This window comes from Lysinibacillus sp. CNPSo 3705 (assembly GCF_028674935.1).
Lineage (GTDB): Bacteria > Bacillota > Bacilli > Bacillales_A > Planococcaceae > Lysinibacillus.
This window is the reverse complement of record NZ_JAQZSD010000003.1, coordinates 16,941-37,857: the sequence shown is the minus strand read 5'-3', so window position 1 is coordinate 37,857 and position 20,917 is coordinate 16,941. Positions and strand designations below refer to the sequence as shown.

18 protein-coding genes and 1 other annotated feature are annotated in these 20,917 nt (G+C 35.8%); of the genes, 6 read left to right on the top strand and 12 right to left on the bottom strand.

Translation table 11 applies throughout. The annotated features are described in order from the left end of the window. Positions 1-70: 70 nt before the first annotated feature. From PVA17_RS01815 to PVA17_RS01780, 8 genes are all read right to left on the bottom strand, one after another. Positions 71-448, bottom strand: coding sequence for a GntR family transcriptional regulator (locus tag PVA17_RS01815; RefSeq protein ID WP_132361203.1), 378 nt, complete (start codon positions 446-448; stop codon positions 71-73). Positions 449-788: 340 nt separating this feature from the next. Continuing rightward, on the bottom strand, positions 789-1,403 hold the full coding sequence (locus tag PVA17_RS01810) for an ABC-2 transporter permease (protein ID WP_132361201.1): 615 nt from the start codon (positions 1,401-1,403) through the stop codon (positions 789-791). Between the two features lie 4 nt (positions 1,404-1,407). After that, positions 1,408-2,265, bottom strand: a complete 858-nt coding sequence (locus tag PVA17_RS01805) for an ABC transporter ATP-binding protein (protein WP_132361199.1) — start codon at positions 2,263-2,265, stop codon at positions 1,408-1,410. A 240-nt stretch (positions 2,266-2,505) separates the two neighbouring features. Beyond that, entirely contained in the window at positions 2,506-2,811 is a 306-nt protein-coding gene (locus PVA17_RS01800) for a monooxygenase (protein WP_132361197.1), read from the bottom strand. A gap of 248 nt (positions 2,812-3,059) precedes the next feature. Continuing rightward, positions 3,060-3,563 carry a GNAT family N-acetyltransferase gene (locus PVA17_RS01795; protein WP_274066709.1) on the bottom strand — a complete coding sequence of 168 codons (504 nt, stop codon included), beginning with the start codon at positions 3,561-3,563 and terminating at the stop codon, positions 3,060-3,062. Between the two features lie 156 nt (positions 3,564-3,719). Further along, complete coding sequence (locus PVA17_RS01790; RefSeq protein WP_132361193.1) at positions 3,720-3,920, bottom strand: winged helix-turn-helix transcriptional regulator; 201 nt, start codon at positions 3,918-3,920, stop codon at positions 3,720-3,722. A gap of 78 nt (positions 3,921-3,998) precedes the next feature. Further along, positions 3,999-4,463 carry a helix-turn-helix domain-containing protein gene (locus tag PVA17_RS01785; protein ID WP_274066708.1) on the bottom strand — a complete coding sequence of 155 codons (465 nt, stop codon included), beginning with the start codon at positions 4,461-4,463 and terminating at the stop codon, positions 3,999-4,001. Positions 4,464-4,710: 247 nt separating this feature from the next. Further along, a complete protein-coding gene (locus PVA17_RS01780) occupies positions 4,711-5,100 on the bottom strand; it encodes a sigma-70 family RNA polymerase sigma factor (RefSeq protein ID WP_274066707.1) in 390 nt (129 codons plus the stop codon). Positions 5,101-5,454: 354 nt separating this feature from the next. Here PVA17_RS01780 and PVA17_RS01775 point away from each other — a divergent pair, with 354 nt between their 5' ends. After that, complete coding sequence (locus tag PVA17_RS01775; RefSeq protein ID WP_132361185.1) at positions 5,455-7,119, top strand: methyl-accepting chemotaxis protein; 1,665 nt, start codon at positions 5,455-5,457, stop codon at positions 7,117-7,119. A gap of 46 nt (positions 7,120-7,165) precedes the next feature. Here the strand turns inward: PVA17_RS01775 and PVA17_RS01770 are convergent, their stop codons facing one another. Then, positions 7,166-8,938, bottom strand: a complete 1,773-nt coding sequence (locus tag PVA17_RS01770; RefSeq protein ID WP_132361183.1) for an oleate hydratase — start codon at positions 8,936-8,938, stop codon at positions 7,166-7,168. 651 nt (positions 8,939-9,589) lie between these two features. Between PVA17_RS01770 and PVA17_RS01765 the strand changes: the two genes are divergently transcribed. The 4 genes from PVA17_RS01765 (at position 9,590) to PVA17_RS01750 (ending at position 13,568) form a co-directional block, all read left to right on the top strand. Beyond that, positions 9,590-10,645, top strand: a complete 1,056-nt coding sequence (locus PVA17_RS01765; RefSeq protein ID WP_274066706.1) for a FecCD family ABC transporter permease — start codon at positions 9,590-9,592, stop codon at positions 10,643-10,645. Continuing rightward, positions 10,642-11,658 (top strand): FecCD family ABC transporter permease, encoded by a 1,017-nt coding sequence (locus PVA17_RS01760; RefSeq protein ID WP_274066705.1) that lies wholly within the window; start codon positions 10,642-10,644, stop codon positions 11,656-11,658. The genes PVA17_RS01765 and PVA17_RS01760 overlap by 4 nt, the downstream gene beginning before the upstream one ends. A 15-nt stretch (positions 11,659-11,673) precedes the next feature. Further along, positions 11,674-12,486 carry an ABC transporter ATP-binding protein gene (locus PVA17_RS01755; protein WP_274066704.1) on the top strand — a complete coding sequence of 271 codons (813 nt, stop codon included), beginning with the start codon at positions 11,674-11,676 and terminating at the stop codon, positions 12,484-12,486. Between the two features lie 140 nt (positions 12,487-12,626). Then, complete coding sequence (locus PVA17_RS01750) at positions 12,627-13,568, top strand: ABC transporter substrate-binding protein (RefSeq protein ID WP_132361175.1); 942 nt, start codon at positions 12,627-12,629, stop codon at positions 13,566-13,568. A gap of 93 nt (positions 13,569-13,661) precedes the next feature. Here the strand turns inward: PVA17_RS01750 and PVA17_RS01745 are convergent, their stop codons facing one another. Next, entirely contained in the window at positions 13,662-13,976 is a 315-nt protein-coding gene (locus PVA17_RS01745) for a hypothetical protein (protein ID WP_132361173.1), read from the bottom strand. A gap of 222 nt (positions 13,977-14,198) precedes the next feature. After that, positions 14,199-14,440, bottom strand: a binding site (T-box leader). A 151-nt stretch (positions 14,441-14,591) separates the two neighbouring features. Next, complete coding sequence (locus PVA17_RS01740) at positions 14,592-16,031, bottom strand: MDR family MFS transporter (protein WP_483307996.1); 1,440 nt, start codon at positions 16,029-16,031, stop codon at positions 14,592-14,594. Between the two features lie 575 nt (positions 16,032-16,606). Here PVA17_RS01740 and PVA17_RS01735 point away from each other — a divergent pair. Further along, a complete protein-coding gene (locus PVA17_RS01735) occupies positions 16,607-18,961 on the top strand; it encodes a M13-type metalloendopeptidase (protein ID WP_274066703.1) in 2,355 nt (784 codons plus the stop codon). Between the two features lie 399 nt (positions 18,962-19,360). Here the strand turns inward: PVA17_RS01735 and PVA17_RS01730 are convergent, their stop codons facing one another. Next, positions 19,361-20,185 (bottom strand): aldo/keto reductase, encoded by an 825-nt coding sequence (locus tag PVA17_RS01730; RefSeq protein ID WP_132361167.1) that lies wholly within the window; start codon positions 20,183-20,185, stop codon positions 19,361-19,363. Positions 20,186-20,917: the final 732 nt, after the last annotated feature.

Below are 20,917 nucleotides of genomic sequence, written 5' to 3'. Positions count from 1 at the left end.
CTTATATTACATACTATCTTTAAACTTAGGCTTAAATATATTCACCACACGAATTTAACAGCTGTCTCCATCACTCATCCTCTGAATACAATAGTGTGAGCATTTCTTTAAGCTCTGCTAAGCCAATATTCATTTCTTTAGCATTTTGGATGGCAATCAATAGATTTTCTTCGATTACCTTTACTTTTCTTTCTCTTATCATTTCCGTATTTTGCTCTGAAATGAACGAACCTTTCCCCACAATAGAATAAATAAATCCGTTTTTCTCTAGCTCTTCATAAGCACGTTTTGTCGTAATAACGCTAATTTCTAAATCCTTTGCAAGCTGTCGCATAGACGGCAATGACTGCCCCTCTTGTAATTCACCTGATAAAATTAGCTTTTTGATTTGACTATAAATTTGCTCATAAATCGGTTCTTTTGAGCTGTTTGAAATAATAATTTGCATGCAAATACCTCTTCTTTATTTTTATGTGTCAGCACAGAAGACGTTGGTTATTCTAGTTAGCATGAGCAATTTTTTATTTCAGCATGCTAATGACTCGTCAGTTGTACTTATGTTTGGACATTCAGGGAAATATAAAGCCATTTAATGTCTTTCCCATAAAGATTACATTGTCTATAGTTTAGAGTATAATTTTCTGCCTCACGAAAATTATCTGAGATTTATTAAATATGTTAACATACTGTCATTTGTTATATCGGCATCGGAAGCCATGGTCGGCGATAAACATTATGTTTAAGCGTACTTAAACAGCTTGAGCCTACATCAACGGGCTCAAGCTGTTTTAAAAGACTTTTTTCGCATATATTCGAATAGATAGTAGCCACGATCCAACATATAAAATAATGATTGTAAAGATAGCTACAAAATACATTTGTGTTTCTTGTAAAGTCAGAAATTTTTGTATCAGTTCACTTAATGTATCATTAAAACTAGGGAATAAATATTTAATGGTTACCAAATATATACCAAATAAAGTACCTGAAGCAATCATTAAGGCTTGCGTTTTAAATTTATAACAAATTGGCAGTATGAATGATATAGCGACCATAACAAGACCGATAATTATCACTATATCTTTCAATAAAAACAATGTCTCTTTTCCGTTTAAGAGGAAATTACCTAAATACGTAATGAGTATAATTAGTGATGTATATATCAAAGAACCTATATATCTCGAACTAACAATTTGCTTTCTCGTATATGGTAGCGAATTAAGTAAAATATTAGCATTATCTTTTTCATCGTAAGAAAAGGACATGGTAATAATCGCTAAACTATATAAGAATCCTATTTTCACTAGGGACACATTTATTAATAAATAAAGAATAATAGTAGCAATGTATAATACAATCATTTTCTTTTGTATTAAAATATCTTTAAATATAAGGTTAGCCATGCAATCACCATCCTTTTTTCGTATAGTACATAATATCTTCAAGCGTTGGTTTTTCCACAATAACAGAATCCCCAAATATGTTTGCCACACGATTTTTATCCGCTGTTAATGCCTCAAAGCCTATGTTCGATTTTCGAATTGCCACAAACTCTCGTTCCGTTTCTTGATCCAATAAATTCAATGTCCCTTTGACAATAGCATATTCCTCTTCAATCTTATAAAACTCCTTCGTGAATATATGTTCACCGTTATGAACAAAGGTAATATAATCCGCAATTCGGTCTAAATCTGTTGTTATATGTGTCGAGAAGAAAATCGTTTTATCTTCATCTTGCATTAACTCATGTAGAATATTTAGTAGCTCCCTACGAAATATCGGATCGAGCCCGGCAGTTGGTTCATCCATGATAATTAATTCTGCATGATGAGCTAGCGCTATAGCTAACGAAGCTTTCATCTTCATTCCCTTTGAAAAGGTCTTCATATATTTGTTCAATGGTAGTTCAAACTGATCAACATAACGTTGAAAGGCAGCATCATCCCAGTTTTTATAGGCTGGTTTAATAATCCTTCTCATATCTTTTAACGTTACATTTTCATAAAAGACATTTTCATCATAGACAAAACCAATACGTTCCTTTATGTCTTTTTCATGCTTCTTATAATCCATCCCAAACACTGAAACAGTACCACTATCTTGCTTTAGCAAGTTCATAATCAATTTGATTGTTGTTGACTTTCCTGCACCATTTCCCCCGATAAATCCAGTTACAAAGCCCTTTTTAACGTTAATAGAGAAATCTTTTATCTGAAATCCCTTAAAAGATTTATGAACATGCTGTAATTCAATGACATTTTCCATTCTTCACCCTCCGTATGCAATAATGTAAGCATTTCCTTGAGCTCATTAAGGCAAATTTCTACATAATGTATATATACTCTATATACAATATATACACAATAAACATATTTTGCAAGTAATAAATTATGATCGAAAAAAAAACGCAAACATGAGATTGTTAAATCACAAGCTCATGTTTGCTGTTTTTAATTATTTAGTTGATAATACTGCGAATTATGGCTCCCAATTAGCTTTAGCTAACTATTTAATTGGCGCATTATTAATTGTTGATAATACTTCATTCACCTCAAAGACCTTCCCACGAATATCGGTAATGCCAAAACTTATTAATCGTTCTGAATGCATAGTTAAATATTTCTCTGCTGCTGTTTTGGTTGCAAATAAATATATCCCACCAGCTTCTTTAGTCGCAGCATTCTCAGTCCAAACCTTCCAAATCATACCCGACTCTTCATTAATACTTTTTGCTAAATCAGTAAATGCCTCGGACATTTCTTCACCGAATGGCCCGTCCATTGTAAAATCAACTTGTAATAAATATTTCATGTATAAAACCCCCACTTTTATTTTTTCTATAACAATTAGTAATTTTTATGGTTCTTCATCATGATGTGTGGTGTTGATTTCCGTTCCGACTGGGCGCTTTTAGCTGCCACTTCGCTTTCGCTACAGAAACCATTGTTGCCGACTCTTCGCCTAATATAACTTGTCGTAATGATCCACAAAAGTATCAAATTGAAAAAAGTATCATGATTCGTTTAAACACTATCTTTTTAACTACCCCTCTGAAGGATTTAGCGTTCCAATATATAATCGATAAATTGCAGCTTTTTGCCATTCATTTCGAACTTATTATCACTTATAGACAGTTGTTTAAAACCATTCTTTTCAAGAACCCTTTGAGATGCAATATTATTTGTTGTTGTTTTTGCTTTAATCTTTTTGACACGGATTTCTGTTTCTAATAGTAGTTTTAAGGCTCTAGCCGCTATTCCTTTGCCTCCATATTCTTGTCCCACTCTATAACCGACTTCTGCTATCTCATTCGTTGTATCCATATCTACTAAATTAATTCTTCCAACAATACTGCCTGGGTTATCTCTTATTAAGTAAAATTTCGATTTATTTTCTTGTTGTTCTGTTAAAAGCTCCCTATGTCTTATTTTAAATGTCTCAAAATTATAATAGTCTTCTCCACGACCAGGTACCATTTGTTCAAAAAATAGTCTATTATTCTTTTCAAACTCAAACAATTCTTCTGCATCGCGTTCTTGTAAGCAAATAATTGAAATTTCCAAGCTAATTCATCCCCCTCGTCCTTTATGCTCCAAATCCAAATTTGTAAGAAAAAAGCAAAAAACAAACTCTTTACGCTATCATACATAAGAGTTTGTTTTTAATCTATTGGAATCTTGAAATGAAGAAATGTATAACAATTCAAATAAAAAGAAGAATCAACCACCTAAATCTTTTAATCGTCTCCGAATAGTAGCTTCTGAAACGCGAAATATTTGTGCAATTTCTCGATTACTTTTTCCAGCATCCTTTAACTGCAGCAACTCCAATTCGTTTATGGCCACTTTTGGCCGTCCATTTGAATTTCCCCCTCGCCATTCCTTATTTTTCTTTTTACTTCTCAAAAATTTCCCGAGCATTTTCTCACCTTCTCATGCGTCATAACTCTATATTATCAGTTTTATAGCCTCTTTATAAAAAAGAAAGTAGACCGATATCTACTCTCTTGATTGTTTAGGAAAAATATAAAAATAAAAAACGAAACCAATAATAATTGCGGGCGGTAAAGCAATTCCTATATTTTGGACAAATGCACTTGCAAGTAGTTTTAAAATCTCAACAATATCTTTAGATAAAATGTTTTGATACTGTTCTGCATCTGTCAGACCTTTTATTATTAAGGTTACAGCAAAAATAATGATATAACTAATTAAGCTATAATTAATACTTAACTTTATTTTTTCTTTATCATCATTCTTTTCCTCTAATAGCAATGTTTCCACGCTGATATCAAGAATCTCCGATATTCTCAGCATATTTCTCTTACTTGGATAACCATTCCCAAGTTCCCATTTGGATATAGACTTATCACTTACTTCCAAAATCTCAGCTAGTTCTTGTTGGGTGATTCCTTTTTCTTCTCGAAATCTTTTTAGTTTTAAACATAAAATGTTTTTCTCCATTTTATTCCTCTCCCATTACCTTAATTTACGGTTATTATCACATATTAGGAATTCTATTTACAGGAATTTTCGGAAATAGAGAAAAGTAGAACTATATATAAAAGTGCGACAAAACTCATTAAACAGATTTTTGTCGCACTTTTTATTGGAAATCCATTTGAAATTACCTAAAACTTATATATTCTTTTTTACAAACTCCGTATCCAACATCCTATAGATCAATTGTAGCCCGGATCCCGATTGCTTTTTATGTTCTGATGCTCGCGGTAATGCGATAGCTTTCATCTAGACTTTCTAATGCCTCATCAAGTTCAAGTGAAATTTGATCTTGGTGTCGTAGTTCATGCAATGTCGTCACATTTAGTGTTACAGTACGCTGACCCTGCTTCATAAAGCGATAGCAGTTATTTAAAAGAATGCGACAAAGCCATGTATGAAAATATTTTGCTTCTTTTAAAGAATCTATTTTTTCAAACGCAGTCAGTATTGTGTCCTGTAAAAGATCTGCAATGTCCTCATCTTTCAAACCAAGTCGTTTTGCTGTCCGGTAAAGCGTCATTTCGTATTGACGGATTAATTGTATAAACGCTTCTCCATTTCCCTTCTTTGCTTTTTTTACAAGAATCTCGGATTGCATATAATCACCTCTTTTTCTCTTTACATACCGTTAGAGCATTATGATTGATAGTTAGTTGCATCGATTTATTATTTATTACACTAAAAAACCGACGAAATAAAGGTCGGTTGCCGCCTGCTATTAAATTAAAACAATTAACACTGTTTACTCTCCGGAAATAGGTATTTCCGATCTGTTCAAGCTTTTATAAAGTTGTCGAAAAATCGAAGGACTATTAGCCCCTGTTTTGTCACAAACTAAGTAACAAGTCTCGCAATATATTATTGACATTCCTGCTCCATTACATAATACTATACTTAAAATTTGAGTTTTTTTAGGTATAAAGTTCCGACAAAACTCAAAGGGGGAAACTATTTGAAGAACAAAAGTATTAAGCGACGATTATTGTTTTTTACATTAAGTTTGCTGTTATTGTCATCCGTAGTTAATTCCGTATTAGGTGTATGGATTGTTGGCAAAAATAGTAAAGAAGTTTTAATTGAAAAAGCTAATGAACAGGTCTTTGAAATCGCCAAGCAAGCTGAAACTATATTAAATTCTGAGAACGACCCCATCCCATCTTTACAAGATTTTGTGGAGTCAAAAGCACAACAAGAGAATGTGACTTATGCTATTGTCATTGATACCAATGTAAAAGCTGTGGCGCATAGTGATAAAGGGAAATTAGGAAAAACATATGAGGATGCATACACAATCGATGGTGCTAAACACGGAAAAAAGCAATTTACGAGATGGTATGCTGAAGTTCAAGATATTTGGACATACGACATCATGGAGCCTATCTATAAAGATGGTGAACTTTATGGCGTAATTGACATTGGGGTGCCTGAAAGCGGCATTCAATCTATTACAAACTCTGTACTAGGCTATCAGATTATTACAGGCATCGTGAGTTTTATCATTATAGGTGCTTTAATGTGGTGGATTATTGGTCGCATTGTTGCTGCCATTAAGAATCTCGAAAAGGTTATTCATCAAACTGCAAGCTTAGATTTTACTGAAAATCCTGAGTTAGATAAGCTATTAAATCATCAAGATGAAATTGGTCTTATGGCAAAAGGCATCTCTAGCATGCGCTCTGCATTAAAGAATGTTACCGTCAACATACATAACACTAGTTCCGAGTTATCAGATTCCTCTAACATTCTTATTCAAATCGCAGAAGATACGGTACGTACGACTGACGAAATTAGCTCAGCCATTAATGAAATGGCAAAAGCTACAGAAGAGCAGGCACATGATACAGAACAAAGTGCAGAACAATTAAATCAACTATCTGGAAATATTGATCGTGTTATTGAGCATACAGAGAAGATCGCCTCTATGACAGAAGATATAGGTCATTTAAGTAATCAAGGTGTAGGAACTGTCAACCAACTCTCTGTTTGGTCAGAGAAAAATCGCGAATCTTCACAACAGGTAAGTAACATCGTTCAAGAAGTAGATAAAACTTCATCTGATATATCAAGTATCGTTAATACAATTACAGATATCGCAACTCAAACTAATTTATTAGCTCTGAATGCATCCATTGAATCCGCTCGCGTTGGTGAAGCCGGTAAAGGTTTCGCGGTTGTCGCTGATGAAATTCGAAAATTATCGGAACAGACATCTAATGCTACTGAGGATATTAAAAATAAAATCTCTGCCATTCAGGATATTTCTAAAAGTGCTGTGCAGGAAATTAGTACAAGCCTTAGTATTGTCGAACAAAATGCAAAAGCTACAAAGGATACTAGCGAAATTTTCCATACAATAAAGGTAGCTCTAGATCAAACGAGTGAAGTGGCTCAAGAGGTAAAACATTTATCTCATGAAATGGATGAACGCAAGGAGCAAATCATTAGTGCCATACAAAACATATCTGCTTCTGCAGTAGAAACCTCTGCTGGAACAGAACAAGTTTCCGCTTCCGCAAATGAACAACTTAAAAGCATTGAGACTGTCTCTGAAAAAGCTAAAGACCTAAATGCCATTGCTGATGCTTTAAGAGACGAAATGAAAAAATTCACTATTTAATTTAAAAAAGCTGATTCCATTGAATCAGCTTTTTTAGCACATATCTTTATATCAATTTACTTTCTTTCAGTAAATCATAGATGATTGTGTCTTTCGTTTTATGAATACCAAACTTACCTATTTGTTTTAACATAAATGGAGCATCAACATCTGTTAATTTTTTACCATCAAGTAAACGAGCAGTTGAAGATAATAAAGTACGAATGTCAAAAGTAGATGCAAATACTTCTGGAACGCCTCGGTCAATATCTAATAATTGATAAACTGCTTCCATCGCCGTTCTCACTGAATACTCAGTTGTAAATACAGTGTCTCTTTCTGTTTCACTAAAGTTTCCAATGAAGGCTAAGTTAGCAGATCCATTAGGGACAACTAAAGGACGATCTCCCATTGCTCTAGGCATGAAGTAAGATGTTATATAAGGCATGTAACATGGAATTGTATTACAAGAATTTTGTGCTATATCCGGTATTTCGTCTACAGGCACACCCATATGGTATAACCATTCTTGTGCGATCTCAATTCCTGAACATTCCGTGATACTCTTTTTAATAAAATCACCTGGTTTATTAGATAGCAAACCATAAATCCAAACTACTAATTGGTCTTTTGGTTGATCTTTAAAATGCGGTTGTCGGTTCAACGTATAGCTTAGCATCCAATTAGAGTCAGTAGCCGTTACAATACCACCCGTCACTACTTTACCTGCATACGGATCTCTTTTACTAATTTTTTCAATATACGGAGCAACTCGATCATCTAAAGTAGTTAGTGTTGCTGAAACAAACCAGCTTTCTTCTGGAAGGTTTTCGCAGAATTTTTCCGGTTTACCAAAATCAGAATCTTGGGAAGCAATGTTTTTCCAAAGTGACCAACTTCCGCCTAAATCAGTACTTATAGGGGCTGGTGTATTATTGTCACCATAAGTCGTACTTTCCGTAATACTACCATTTGTTACAAACACTAATTCATTTTCTGTTAGCTCAATATTCTTTTTCACACCATTTTGTTTTAACACTAAAGTATGGGCTACTTTTTTATCGCCAACTTTATCAACTAAAACATTCTCTACAACTGTATTGAATTGGAAATCAACATTATGACCTTCCAAATATTTAATCATAGGAAGTACTAAAGATTCGTACTGATTATATTTTGTAAATTTCAAAGCAGATAAATCTGGTAGACCCCCGACATGATGAATGAAACGCATAATATAACGACGCATTTCCATTGCAGAATGCCATTTTTCAAAAGCAAACATCGTAGACCAATATAGCCAGAAATTCGATTCAAAGAACTCTTCAGAGAAAACATCTGTAATTTTTACATCCTCTAATTTTTCTTCAGGCGTAAAGAATAATTTAATCATTTCTTCAGATGCTTTATCAGATAATGTAAACTTGCCATCATCCTCAAGTCTTTGTCCTCTATTTTCAATCAATCTACATTTTGAATAGTTAGGATCCTCTTTATTTAACCAATAAAATTCATCTAAAACAGAAGCGTTTTCTATTTCTAATGATGGGATTGAACGGAATAGATCCCATAGGCATTCAAAATGATCTTCCATTTCTCGACCACCGCGAATAATAAAGCCTCTTGTCGGATTTAAAATACCATCAAGGCTACCACCTGAGATATCTAGTTCTTCGAGAATATGAATATTCTCTCCCTTCATTTGACCATCACGAATTAAAAAACATGCGGCTGAAAGTGAAGCTAGCCCCGAACCAACAAGATACGCTGATTTCTCATCAACACCCTCTGGTTTTTTAGGACGTGCAAAAGCCTCATAATTACCATTACTGTAATACATAATACCGCCTCCATAAACTATTATCGTGATATAGCATACCATTATTTTGCACGGTAATGGTAAAATGAGAGAGAAATTAACAAATAATTCAATTTTAAAGCTAAACTCTAAATATACTATACCCTATTATTTGACATAACAATTCATTGCATTTTTATAAATTATTCATCAATATCTTTATATCAAAGGGATTTTGCAATACTTGAAAATTTGATTACTCTAATAGCAATAACCTATAAAACACTAGGTTTATTGGATGATTTCCTTCTATCTGATTAACTATAAAGCTAAAAAAGTATACAAACCTTTAAAGGCAGCTTCGCATAGTTATTATAGTAAGAAAATAAAAAGTTGATAATTCAACGGTCACTTTTTCTATTCGAATTTATTATTATTTAAATAATTTAACTATCTACACGCCCCCCTGAGATTCGCTTAATGGAAGCCCTTATAGCAAATTCAAATATGAAAAAATAAACAAAAATAATATATTTTCAAAAATAATGTTTGACAATCTTTTAGGGTGCTATGTAGAATAGGACAAGTGATTATGAGAATCATTATCAATTAAGAGCAACCATTATTTTTTTATCGATAATTGAGAATGAATCTCATTTCACGAATATATGTTGTTAGTTAGGATGGTAACGGATGGAAGCAAGCGCGAGGAGCATAGAACAACAAGAGACGAATTTGAAAAAGATTAAGAGCAGACCGCTTATTGCTTCTATTATTTTAATAGTAGGTACGATTTTATTAGCTTTAAGTATGGGCATGTCCATTTCATTTGGGGCTGCAGATATTAGCTTAAAAACTGTTTGGCAAGCTGTTTTTCAATTCGATGATTCACTTACACATCATAATGTCATTTGGGAGCTTCGTATCCCAAGAGCAATTGGAGGCGTAGTCGCTGGTACGTTTCTAGCAGTATCCGGAGCAATTATGCAAGGTATGACACGAAACCCTCTTGCCTCACCTTCTTTAATGGGGATTACAGATGGTGCGGTATTTGGCATTGCAATTACGTATGCCTTTTTCCCTAATTCCCCATACATAATGTTTGTTCTTGCTTCATTCATTGGTGCCGCATTTGGCGCAAGTATTGTATATGGTGTAGGTGCATCCTCACCAGGAGGGCTCACACCTGTAAAGTTAGCGTTAGCTGGTGCAGCGATCAGTGCACTGCTTGGGGCTATATCTTCTAGTATTGCACTTTATTTTAATCTTGCCCAGGAGGTCAGCATGTGGAATGCAGGAGGCGTTTCAGGTGTCAAATGGGTAAGTATTGATATGTTGCTACCGATAGGGCTTGTTTGTCTTGTTATAACAATTATAATGTCGAGATACATCACCATTTTAAGTTTCGGCGAGGAAATTGCGATTGGGCTTGGACAAAATACAACCTTAATTAAATTTATTGGAACTGTACTTGTGCTTGTTTTAACGGGGTCAGCAGTATCTATGGCAGGTTCTGTTGGATTTGTTGGACTTGTTATCCCACATATGACGCGTTTTCTTGTTGGATCTGATTATAGATGGGTCATTCCATGTTCAGCAGTATTAGGTGGTTTGTTAATAGAATGCGCAGATATGTTATCTCGTGTTATCAATCCTCCATTTGAAACGCCAATTGGTGCAATTACAGCTTTAATTGGTGTTCCATTCTTCCTTTACTTAGCTCGTAATGAAGGGAGAGGGAAAATATGAGACAAAGTATTCTAACCAAAAAGAATATTTCAGTTTTAGCCATTTTAGCTTGCCTAATTGTGTCAGTATTCTTAATTAGCTTAAATACAGGAACGTTTAAAATACCACCAATAGATGTATTAAAATCGTTAATTGGGTTAGGGGCCGAAGATCAATCTATCATTTTATTCGAGTTTCGTATGCCTCGAATGGTTATCGCGATTTTAGTTGGCTCAGCGCTAGCGATTTCAGGGGCTATCATGCAAGGCTTATCGAGAAATCCACTTGCTGACCCTGGAATTATTGGTATAAATGCTGGTGCTGGATTAACAGTTGTTGTTTTCGTCTATTTTTTCTTCGGGAAAGTTGAAACCGGTACGCTAATTTCAGTATTCATTCTTCCGTTATTTGCGTTAGTCGGTGCTTTATTAGCAGCGGTTATTATTTATACACTAGCTTGGAAGAACGGTGTTTCATCCACTCGTTTAATCCTTGTAGGTATTGCAGTCGCAGCAGGATTTAGTGCTGTTAGTTTAATCTTCTCCATGAAAATGACTTCAAATGATTTTCGTTTTGCAACCATTTGGTTAGCAGGAAGTTTATGGGGAACAGATTGGAAGTTTGTATTAAGTGCACTTCCATGGATGCTCATATTTCTACCAATTGCATTTTGCAAGGCACATATATTGAATGTAATGAATTTAGGAGATGCAGCAGCGGTTGGCCTTGGTGTAAATGTAGAGAAGGAAAGACGTAAACTATTATTTATCGCTGTTTGTTTGGCTGGCGCATCGGTAGCTGTTGCTGGTGGCATTGGATTTATTGGATTAATGGCACCTCACCTCGCAAGGCGCCTTGTTGGAGGAAAACATCAAATTATGTTACCTACAGCAGCATTAATTGGTACTTTTTTATTACTATTTGCAGATTTAATTTCAAGAAGTGTACTAACAACTTCAGAAATACCAGTCGGTCTTGTTATTTCTATTATTGGTGCACCCTATTTTATTTATTTACTTATGAGGACAAAGTAAAAGGAGTCTTTTTAGATGGTAACTTTAGCAGTTGATTCGATATCCGTTGGCTACAATGAAGGATTAATAATAGATGGATTATCAGTGGCGATTCCCGAAGGAAAGATAACAACGATTATTGGACCTAATGGATGTGGGAAATCTACATTGTTAAAAACAGCTTCTCGTATTTTAAAGTCAAAACAAGGGACTGTTTATCTTGATGGAAAAGCAATTGACAAACAGTCAACAAAAGAAATTGCAAAGAAAATGGCGATTTTACCCCAGACGGCAGAAGTTCCAATGGGTCTTACTGTGTTTGAGCTTGTGTCATATGGTCGCTTTCCACACCAAAATGGATTTGGGACACTGCAAGAAGAAGATTATTGCTACATCCATTGGGCACTTGAAGTGACAGGGATGACAGAGTTTGCAAACCGTTCAGCAGAAGCTTTATCAGGCGGCCAACGTCAACGAGTATGGATTGCAATGGCACTTGCGCAAGGAACGGACTTACTTGTATTAGATGAGCCGACAACTTACTTAGATATGGCTCACCAGTTAGAAATTTTAAATCTTTTAAAAAAATTAAATCAGGAAGAAGGCCGCACAATCGTTATGGTCATTCATGATTTAAACCATGCTTCTCGTTTTTCTGATCATATGATTGCTTTAAAGGCTGGTAAACTGATTCACCAGGGAACTCCAGATGAAGTGATGACAAGTAAAACACTTCGAAATGTATTTGAAATTGAAGCACTAATCGTTTCATGCCCTGTAAACAGGAAGCCAATTTGTTTAACTTACGATTTAACAACGATTAATAATCTAGAGCAAATAAAAGCATAAAGGAAGGAGCACTCTTCCTTTATTAAATAGAGGAGAAGGAGCATTCTAATGGGCGTTGAGCTTCTCATTGTAGTCTAAGAAGTTGAACACCCATTAGAATGAAATGGGTCGCAAACAATTTATCCGGGAGGAACAAAGATATGAAGAAATTTAAACTAACGTTACTAACAATGGTATTAGTTGTTACATCTATACTATTTGCAGCTTGCTCTTCTGATAAAAAAGAAGAAGAAAAAACAGACGCTAAAACAGAAGAGCGTACAGTAGAGCATGCTAAGGGGAACATTAAAATCCCTGCTAATCCAAAGAAAATTGCTGACCTTAGTGGTTCAACAGAAGAATTATTAATCTTTGGAATGAAACCAATCATTACTGCAAATACGTCTCAGGAAGAAATTGATCCACATATTGCAGATCAATTAAAAGATGTAAAACCAGTCGGCTCCGCTTGGGGTGACAATATTAACATCGAAGCGGTAGCTGCTGCAAAACCAGATTTAATTCTTATAAATGATCGTCAAGAAAAAATCTATGATCAATTATCTAAAATTGCACCGACTGTCATGTTAAAAACTCCATTAGACCAATGGCGTCCAAAGTTCGAGGAGTTAGGTAAAATCTTCGATAAAGAAAAAGAAACAGACGAATGGTTCAAACAGTATGACGAAAAAGCTAGCAAGTTACACGATAAAATCGTTGCTAAAACTGGTGATGCCAAGTTCATGAAAATGGCTGCATATCCAAATGCATTCCGTATATATGGTGACTATGGCTACGGTAGCGTTCTCTTTAAAGATTTAAAATTACCAGCAGTTCCAGGTACGCCATTGGATGAAGCATTAGTACAAGTACAAAAAGAAGCTTTAATTGACTACAATCCAGATTACCTATTCGTATTTACAACAGGCGACGGTTCTCAGCGCTTAAAAGAATTCCAAGAAGAGACAATTTGGAAAAACATGAATGCTGTTAAGAACAACCACGTATTTATTATTAAAAATGATGCGGTCAATAAAGGTTACTTCCCTCTTGGTAAAGAAATGATTTTAGATGAAATTGCTGAATTTGTTCTAGGGAAATAATAAACATGAGAATCACCTTCGTAATATCTCGAAGGTGATTTTTTTAATATAGTTGTTTAATTATCGATTGACGAATAATTCAACTTAGTTCCCTTATTTTATAAATCGTATAGATCGTTTCTCCCCAAATTGTAAAATCTCATCATTCATTAATATGATGTCAGTGTCTTCCTCCGTAAGTTTTTCTCCATTCAAAGAAACATTATTTTGTTTCATTAATCGCATAAACTCACTTTTACTTTGAATATACTCTTCAGCAATTAATGATGGAATAATATCTAGTACAGACTCCTTCCCTATTTCAATTAACATTGTGGGGATGTTATCTGGTAAAACCTCTCCTTCATTAACGATCTTACCTACACCCTTTTGAATCGTCTCTACTTGTTCTTCCAGTGTTAAAAACATACAATACAACTCCTTTAATATTGAATTAATATTGCAAGTTCTATAAGAGTAAAAAATCAATTTCGCCTTGGCGTAATTGTAGCTGACGCTTCGCTTTCGCTACATATGCCATAGAACGTGAAGTTCTTAGACTGAGTTCCTCGATAAAAGGAGTCACATCGCATTCATTTTACTACCCGCTTCTGCTGAATGAAGATAAAAAAACGTCCTTTAGGAAAAAACCTAAAGGACGTGTTATGAACGTGTTACCACCTTAATTTAAGAGCTACTCACATAACTCTTCTCAATAGGTACGGCTAAATGCGATACCTTTGCATTGATTACGGATGCAAACCCGTCGTAGCCTACTAAAGTTCGGTACGCAGCTCCAAGATGAATTCATTTTAACTTTCCTTGCGCCTCTCATCAACCGGCTACTTTCTGTCAGTTCCATTAAAACTACTAGTTCTCTTCAACACTTTTACTCTTATACTCCAAATTGTTCACAACAATTTTTCGTTATGCAAATCTTGATAATTATTATAGTCTCTTTATTTGAATTGTCAATAAATTATTTTTTCTCGCGCATTTTTTATATGAAATTATATTATTTTTAAACATTATAGTAATTATTTTTTATTGCTCACTAGTTTGTGTGGATGGCTTTAATAAGAACCAAACAATTGCTAAAGTTACTAGTGCTAATATAAAAGTACTCATATATATGAAATGTACACTTGAAGCTAACGCCTCTTGTGATTCGGTGACTATAGTTGCTGTAGTTCCACCATGTCCACCAGAAGATATAAGATTAAGGTTTTTAATACCTTGTGCGTGAATCATCGTGTTGAAAATTGCCCCGAAAACTGCAGCACCTAATGTTTGACTAAACGTATTGATAAATGTATTTAAGCCAATTGCCGTTCCCCGTGTATGAGTTGGAACAGCTGATTGAATCGTTACCATGTAAATTGGTATAATAAGCCCCATTCCTAAGCCGAATAATCCAACTGCAACATAAATAAGGAATGTTGGAGAGTCTGTTGACAATGTAAATAGTGAAAAGGCAGCAACTGAAAGAATACTAGCTCCAAGTAAAATGATTTGTTTCGTTTTTAAGTAATCAATTAATTTACCAGAAAAAATAGTGCCAAATGTCCACATAACGGGAAGTGGCATTAAAACGAGTCCGGCCTCTGTCGCATTTTTTCCTAATACACCTTGGCTCCAAATCGGAAGATACATTGTAATACTAATAATCATTGCACCAGAAATAAGCGTTAAAATGTTTATAATAGATAATGTACGATTAGAGAAAAGTGCTAGCGGAATTAATGGTTCCGGAGATTTTCTCTCAATTAATAAGAAAATAACGAATGCAACAGCTGCAAAGATTAAGAGACCAATAATTGTAATGTCCCCCCAATTTTGCTTACTGCTACCTGTTAATAACGCGTATAGTAGCGCGATTGTACTTAATGAAAATACTGTTGCACCCAGATAGTCGATATGGTGCTTAGCAGGCTTAATAGATTCTTTATAATAAATGACAATCATTAAGCACGCGATAATTCCAAATGGAACGTTTAAGAAGAAGATGTAACGCCAAGATAGAGAATCGACTAAAAATCCACCAACTAATGGTCCTATTACACCAGAGACGCCCCACACAGCACTAATCCAGCCCTGCGCTTTTGCACGGTCTTTCACTTCGCTATATAAGTCACCCATGATTGTCATTGTTATTGGCATAATAGCGCCAGCACCTATACCTTGAAGGGCACGAAAGACAATAAGCTGCTCCATCGATGTAACAACACCACAAAGTGCAGAGCCGACTAAAAATATTGTAGCCCCGATAAGTAAAACTTTTTTACGACCGAATAAATCAGCCAGCTTCCCGTATATTGGCGTCGAAACAGCTGTGGCAAGCATATAAATTGCATATACCCAACTAACAAGTTCGACACCTGACAAATCACTTGTAATACGGGGAATTGCTGTACTAATAATTGTTCCTTCTACAGCTGAAAGAAATGTCATTAACATTAATGATAAAATAACTTTTTTTCTCATATTTTCCCCTTTACTTCTAAACAGATTACGCCTCGATTCATCATTGCGTCCGGAATCGGCTTTGGGCCTACAATTGTTTTCTAGGCGAAAGAAGTTTATTCAATATATAACTAAGTATATTTTTGGATTATCTATAAACAATATAGATACTCTAAAGTTCCTTTATTGCACTAACCAGCCGTTAGTTCAAGTACAATTTTTCACAGGATAAACATCAATTTTAACATATATATACATTAAAACGAAAGAAGTGATTTTTATAAAACGTAATGACAAACTATCATTCTTATTATAAACGAGCACACCTATTGCTTTGACATCAATTATGCCTCCAATTGCGCACGGAATCGACTTTGTGCTTCCCTTCCAACCCTTAAATACTCGCCACTTTCCACGTGGCACCACCGCTCTAGCTTAAAAGAGCTAGACTAGATTATGCTCTCTTGAAAATGAAAAAGCTTTTTACATATTTTCAAACTGAAATAAATAAACTATAATGGTATTTAAATGGAAGAAATTCTAAATTCCACCCATTTATCTTTTTTTATACAAATCTACTGTAAAGGGGCACGAAGATGAAAAAGAAGGTTTTATCCTTACTCATGGCCATAATAATGGTCCTATCAATTAGCGTATCAGCTTTTGCCACTGAAACGTCGCCACCAGCGACAAGAGGAGAAATCGTTAAAACCTTGTTGATAGCAGCAGACGCTTATCAACCAGAAATTAGTAAAGAATACATTATGCAAGGCTCTAAAAACGAAGATTTAAGAGAAAATGAGCCAGCTACGAAGGTTGAAGCTTTAGTCATGTTGAGCCGGGCATTCGGCGAATTGCCAGAGCCGGTCGGAAATGATTTGCGCAGCGGAACATTTGATGTCAAGTTCACTGATGTACCAGATTGGGCTAAAAAAGATATCGATAAACTTGCAAAGGCAGGCGTACTGACAGGCAAACCTGACGGCACATTAGGCGCAAATGACAATATTACGATCAATGAGTTCAAAAAAATTATTGCCAGAGTGTGGACGCTTAAAGGCTCCCATTTAAATGACGATTTTTATGAAGCAATCAATAAGGAATGGTTAAATAAATCGACAATTCCAACAGGAGAAATCATGGGTGGCGGATTTCCTGAGCTACAAAAGCTAAATACCGATAAAATAGAAAAAATAATAAATGAGCTCGTTGGTAAACAATTCGATAAAGGGACAAAAGAACAGAAAATTGCCGACTTTTATTCGACAGCGTTGGATAAAAAAAATAGAAATAAACAAGGGATTGAGCCCATCCAAAAATATGTAAAGGCAATTAACGGGGCTAAAACACTTGATGAGCTCGTTCAAGCAGATCTTGCCACGGAAAAAGAATTGGGTCTAAGCTCATTATTCAGCTTTACAATCATGAACGATGCAAAGAACAGCAGTGAAAATGCTTTATATTATACCGGATTAGCTACTGGTCTGGATAAAAACAGCTTTGTAACGGAAGACGAGATAGCGAAAAAAGCCTACATTCAATATATGACCAAGCTTCTCGTGTCATCGGGTGAGGACGAGTCTACAGCGAAAGGCCACGCTGAGAAAATTTACGGAATGGAGAAAAGCTTAGCTTCCGTATCGCTTGAACCTCATGAACAAGGCGACGTCAATAAATACTATAATCCATATACAATCGAACAATTCGATGACATGTTCAAAACAGTAGATATGAAACAAGTCTTGAAATCGATGAAAGTCGACAGTGCTGATAAAGTAATCGTATTCGATGTAAAGTTGGCACAAAAAGGCGCGGAACTCTTGACTGAAGATAATCTTGACATACTTAAAGCTTACTCCAAAGTACAACTGCTTTCCGCAACAGGTCGTCTATTGTCAGATGAATTCAAAGACGCTGCAAATGAGTTTTCCGCAACGTTATACGGCATTACAGGAGAAAAAACAGATCAGGAAATCGCAGTTGCCATGACAACTGGCACAATGAGCGGATATTTGGAGCAAATGTTTGCCGAGAAACATTTTTCACCAGAAGCTAAAAAAGATGTTGAACAAATGGTAGAGAAGTTAATCGCTACGTATGAGGAAAGAATCCAATCTCTTGATTGGATGTCAGAAACAACTAAAGCTAAAGCCATTAAAAAGCTGCATACGATGATTGTTAAGATCGGTTACCCAGATAAGTGGGATACGACATTAGATAAAGTAGCAATCAAGACATATGACGAAGGCGGTTCACTGTTCTCTAATACCTTCACAGTAACCAAAGCATACATTGATAACACGAAAGCTAAGCTAGGAAAACCGGTGGATAGAACGGAATGGTTAGCAAACGTTTATACCGTAAATGCTTTCTACAACCCTTTTAATAACGAAATTACGTTCCCTGCCGGTATTCTCCAAGCGCCTTTCTATGATATTAACGCTAAACCTGAAGAAAATTACGGTGCCATTGGCATGGTCATTGGCCATGAAATCAGCCATGCATTTGATAACAATGGATCTGCCTACGATGAAAATGGAAATGCAAATAACTGGTGGACGGAAGAAGACTTTAAGAAATTCGAAGAGAAAAACCAGGAACTGATTAAGTTCTATAATGACATTGAGATTATTCCGGGTGTGTTAAATGATGGTCAGCTTACTCTAAGTGAGAATGTCGCTGATTTAGGTGGAATGGCAGCTTCGCTGCAAGTTGTATCCAAAATGAGTAATCCCGATTATAAAGCCTATTTCGAAAGCAATGCGGAAATATGGAAATCTACAACTACAAAAGAATTTGCAGCGTTTCTTAGCAAAAACGATGTACATTCAGCCAATAAAATTCGGGTAAACCGCACGATTGTGAACTTCCAGCAATTCTATGATACCTATGGAATTAAGCTTGGAGATGGCATGTATATTGCTCCTGAGGATCGAGTTTCCATCTGGTAACAATACGAGCAATAAGCTATTTCCGATAGCTCTTACATCAGTATATAGAAGCAAAGACTGGCTAGAAAGTCTTTTACCGAAATAAAAAGCCCAAGAATGCTAATTTTACAGCATTCTTGGGTTTTTGCTTTTTTTAGCCCTAGGGATAGTATTAGCGTTAGCTAACATTATCCGCAAACATATGGATATTTATCAGATCCCTCCACTTCTGTAGAGGGTTCTTATTATAAGTGATGTTTGTACCAATTACAGTCTGTTCGTTAGACTACCACCAAAAAGCCCGCTTTAGCCTGTGAAATGGCTATAAACGGGCTTTTGTTTATTTTCTTGTCAATCCGAGGTTTGCGGAAAAAACGTGCCTTTTGCAGCAGTCTCCCCTTTTTCTTTCATCTGCTTTTCTTAGAAAGAAAAATTGTCCGGATCTGGTCCAAATCGTTTATTTTGATTCAATGCGCTGATTTTTTCTATATCCTCTGCACTAAGCGAGAAGTCAAATACATCTGCATTTTGGCGAATACGCTCAGGCGTAATAGATTTTGGAATCGTCACTACCTGGTTTTCCAAATCCCAGCGAATAATGATTTGAGCTGGAGACTTGCCATATTTCTGTCCCAGTTCTATCAAAAGCGGGTGATCCAGATTGCCTTGCATCAATGGGCTCCAAGCTTCGAGCTGGATATGACGCTCTTTGCAATAGGCATGTAGCTCTTTTTGCGTCAACAACGGGTGATATTCCACCTGATTGACCACTGGTGTAATCTCGCTGTTCTGACGTAATTCTTCCAGATGATGAATTTGGAAGTTGCTTACTCCAATCGCTCGTACAAATCCTTCGCGATATAGCTTCTCCATTGCCTTCCACGTTTCAACAAACTTGCCTTTTACCGGCCAATGGACGAGGTACAGGTCCAGTGTATCGAGCCCCAGCTTTTTCATACTGGTGTCAAAAGCCTTGAGTGTTGTCTCATAGCCTTGATCTGCATTCCACAACTTGGTCGTGATGAACAGTTGATCACGATCAATTCCCGATTGACGGATTCCTTCGGCTACGCCCTCTTCGTTTCCGTAGACGGTTGCTGTGTCAACACTGCGGTAACCAGCTTCAATAGCAGAGCGAACTGCCAGTGTTTCGTTGCCTTCTCTTGCCTTCCAAACTCCGAGACCTAACCACGGCATTTTAACTCCGTTGTTCAATACCGAGCTATCTGTGATATGTGTTGCCATCTGATCTCCTCCCGACTGCTGATAAATTGGTACCTATTAGTAGATTAATAGGTATCATTAATTTATCATACCTGTTCCGCCCAGTCATTTTTAATGCATGTCGAACACTCGCCTAACTCTGCCATATTTCCCCTCTCCTATTTCTGTGTATAGGAGTTTTGAATCCCAAAAATTTGATGGAAAATTCGACATATGAATAATATCAATAAGTTGATTTTAGATAGAATTTTGAATGACGGAGAGGGGGCAGTTCTTGATTAAACTCATTTAACCATCTCCTAAATTTAATCCTTATTAAATTATCCTGCACCATTAGGGTTTAAGTAAAATTTTTCACAAGATAAACTTCAAGTATCCATAAAAAAACACCTCATCTGCGCATCACTTTCATTCTGTAAAAATAGCCTAAGTATCCGACATTTTGATTCATGTTCGGTTCGGGTAAAAAACTTATGCAGTATGGACTATAGGAAGCACGAGTCTAAGCCCGGGAGACATTGGTGATTCCGGGCTCTTTGCTTCAAAAACTCTAGCGTGATTCAATACTTCGGTATGTATTTATAAAAATAGCCTCTTTGCGGGGTGAAAGCTCATACCGTTAATGTAAAAAAATCATATCTTGCATTATACGACTAAAAGGAGGAGGACCTCTCTATTAGATCGAATCCAAGACTTTGAAAATCGAGAAAGGATGAAGACAAAGTCGCAAGCGAATCCTAATATAATCCCTTA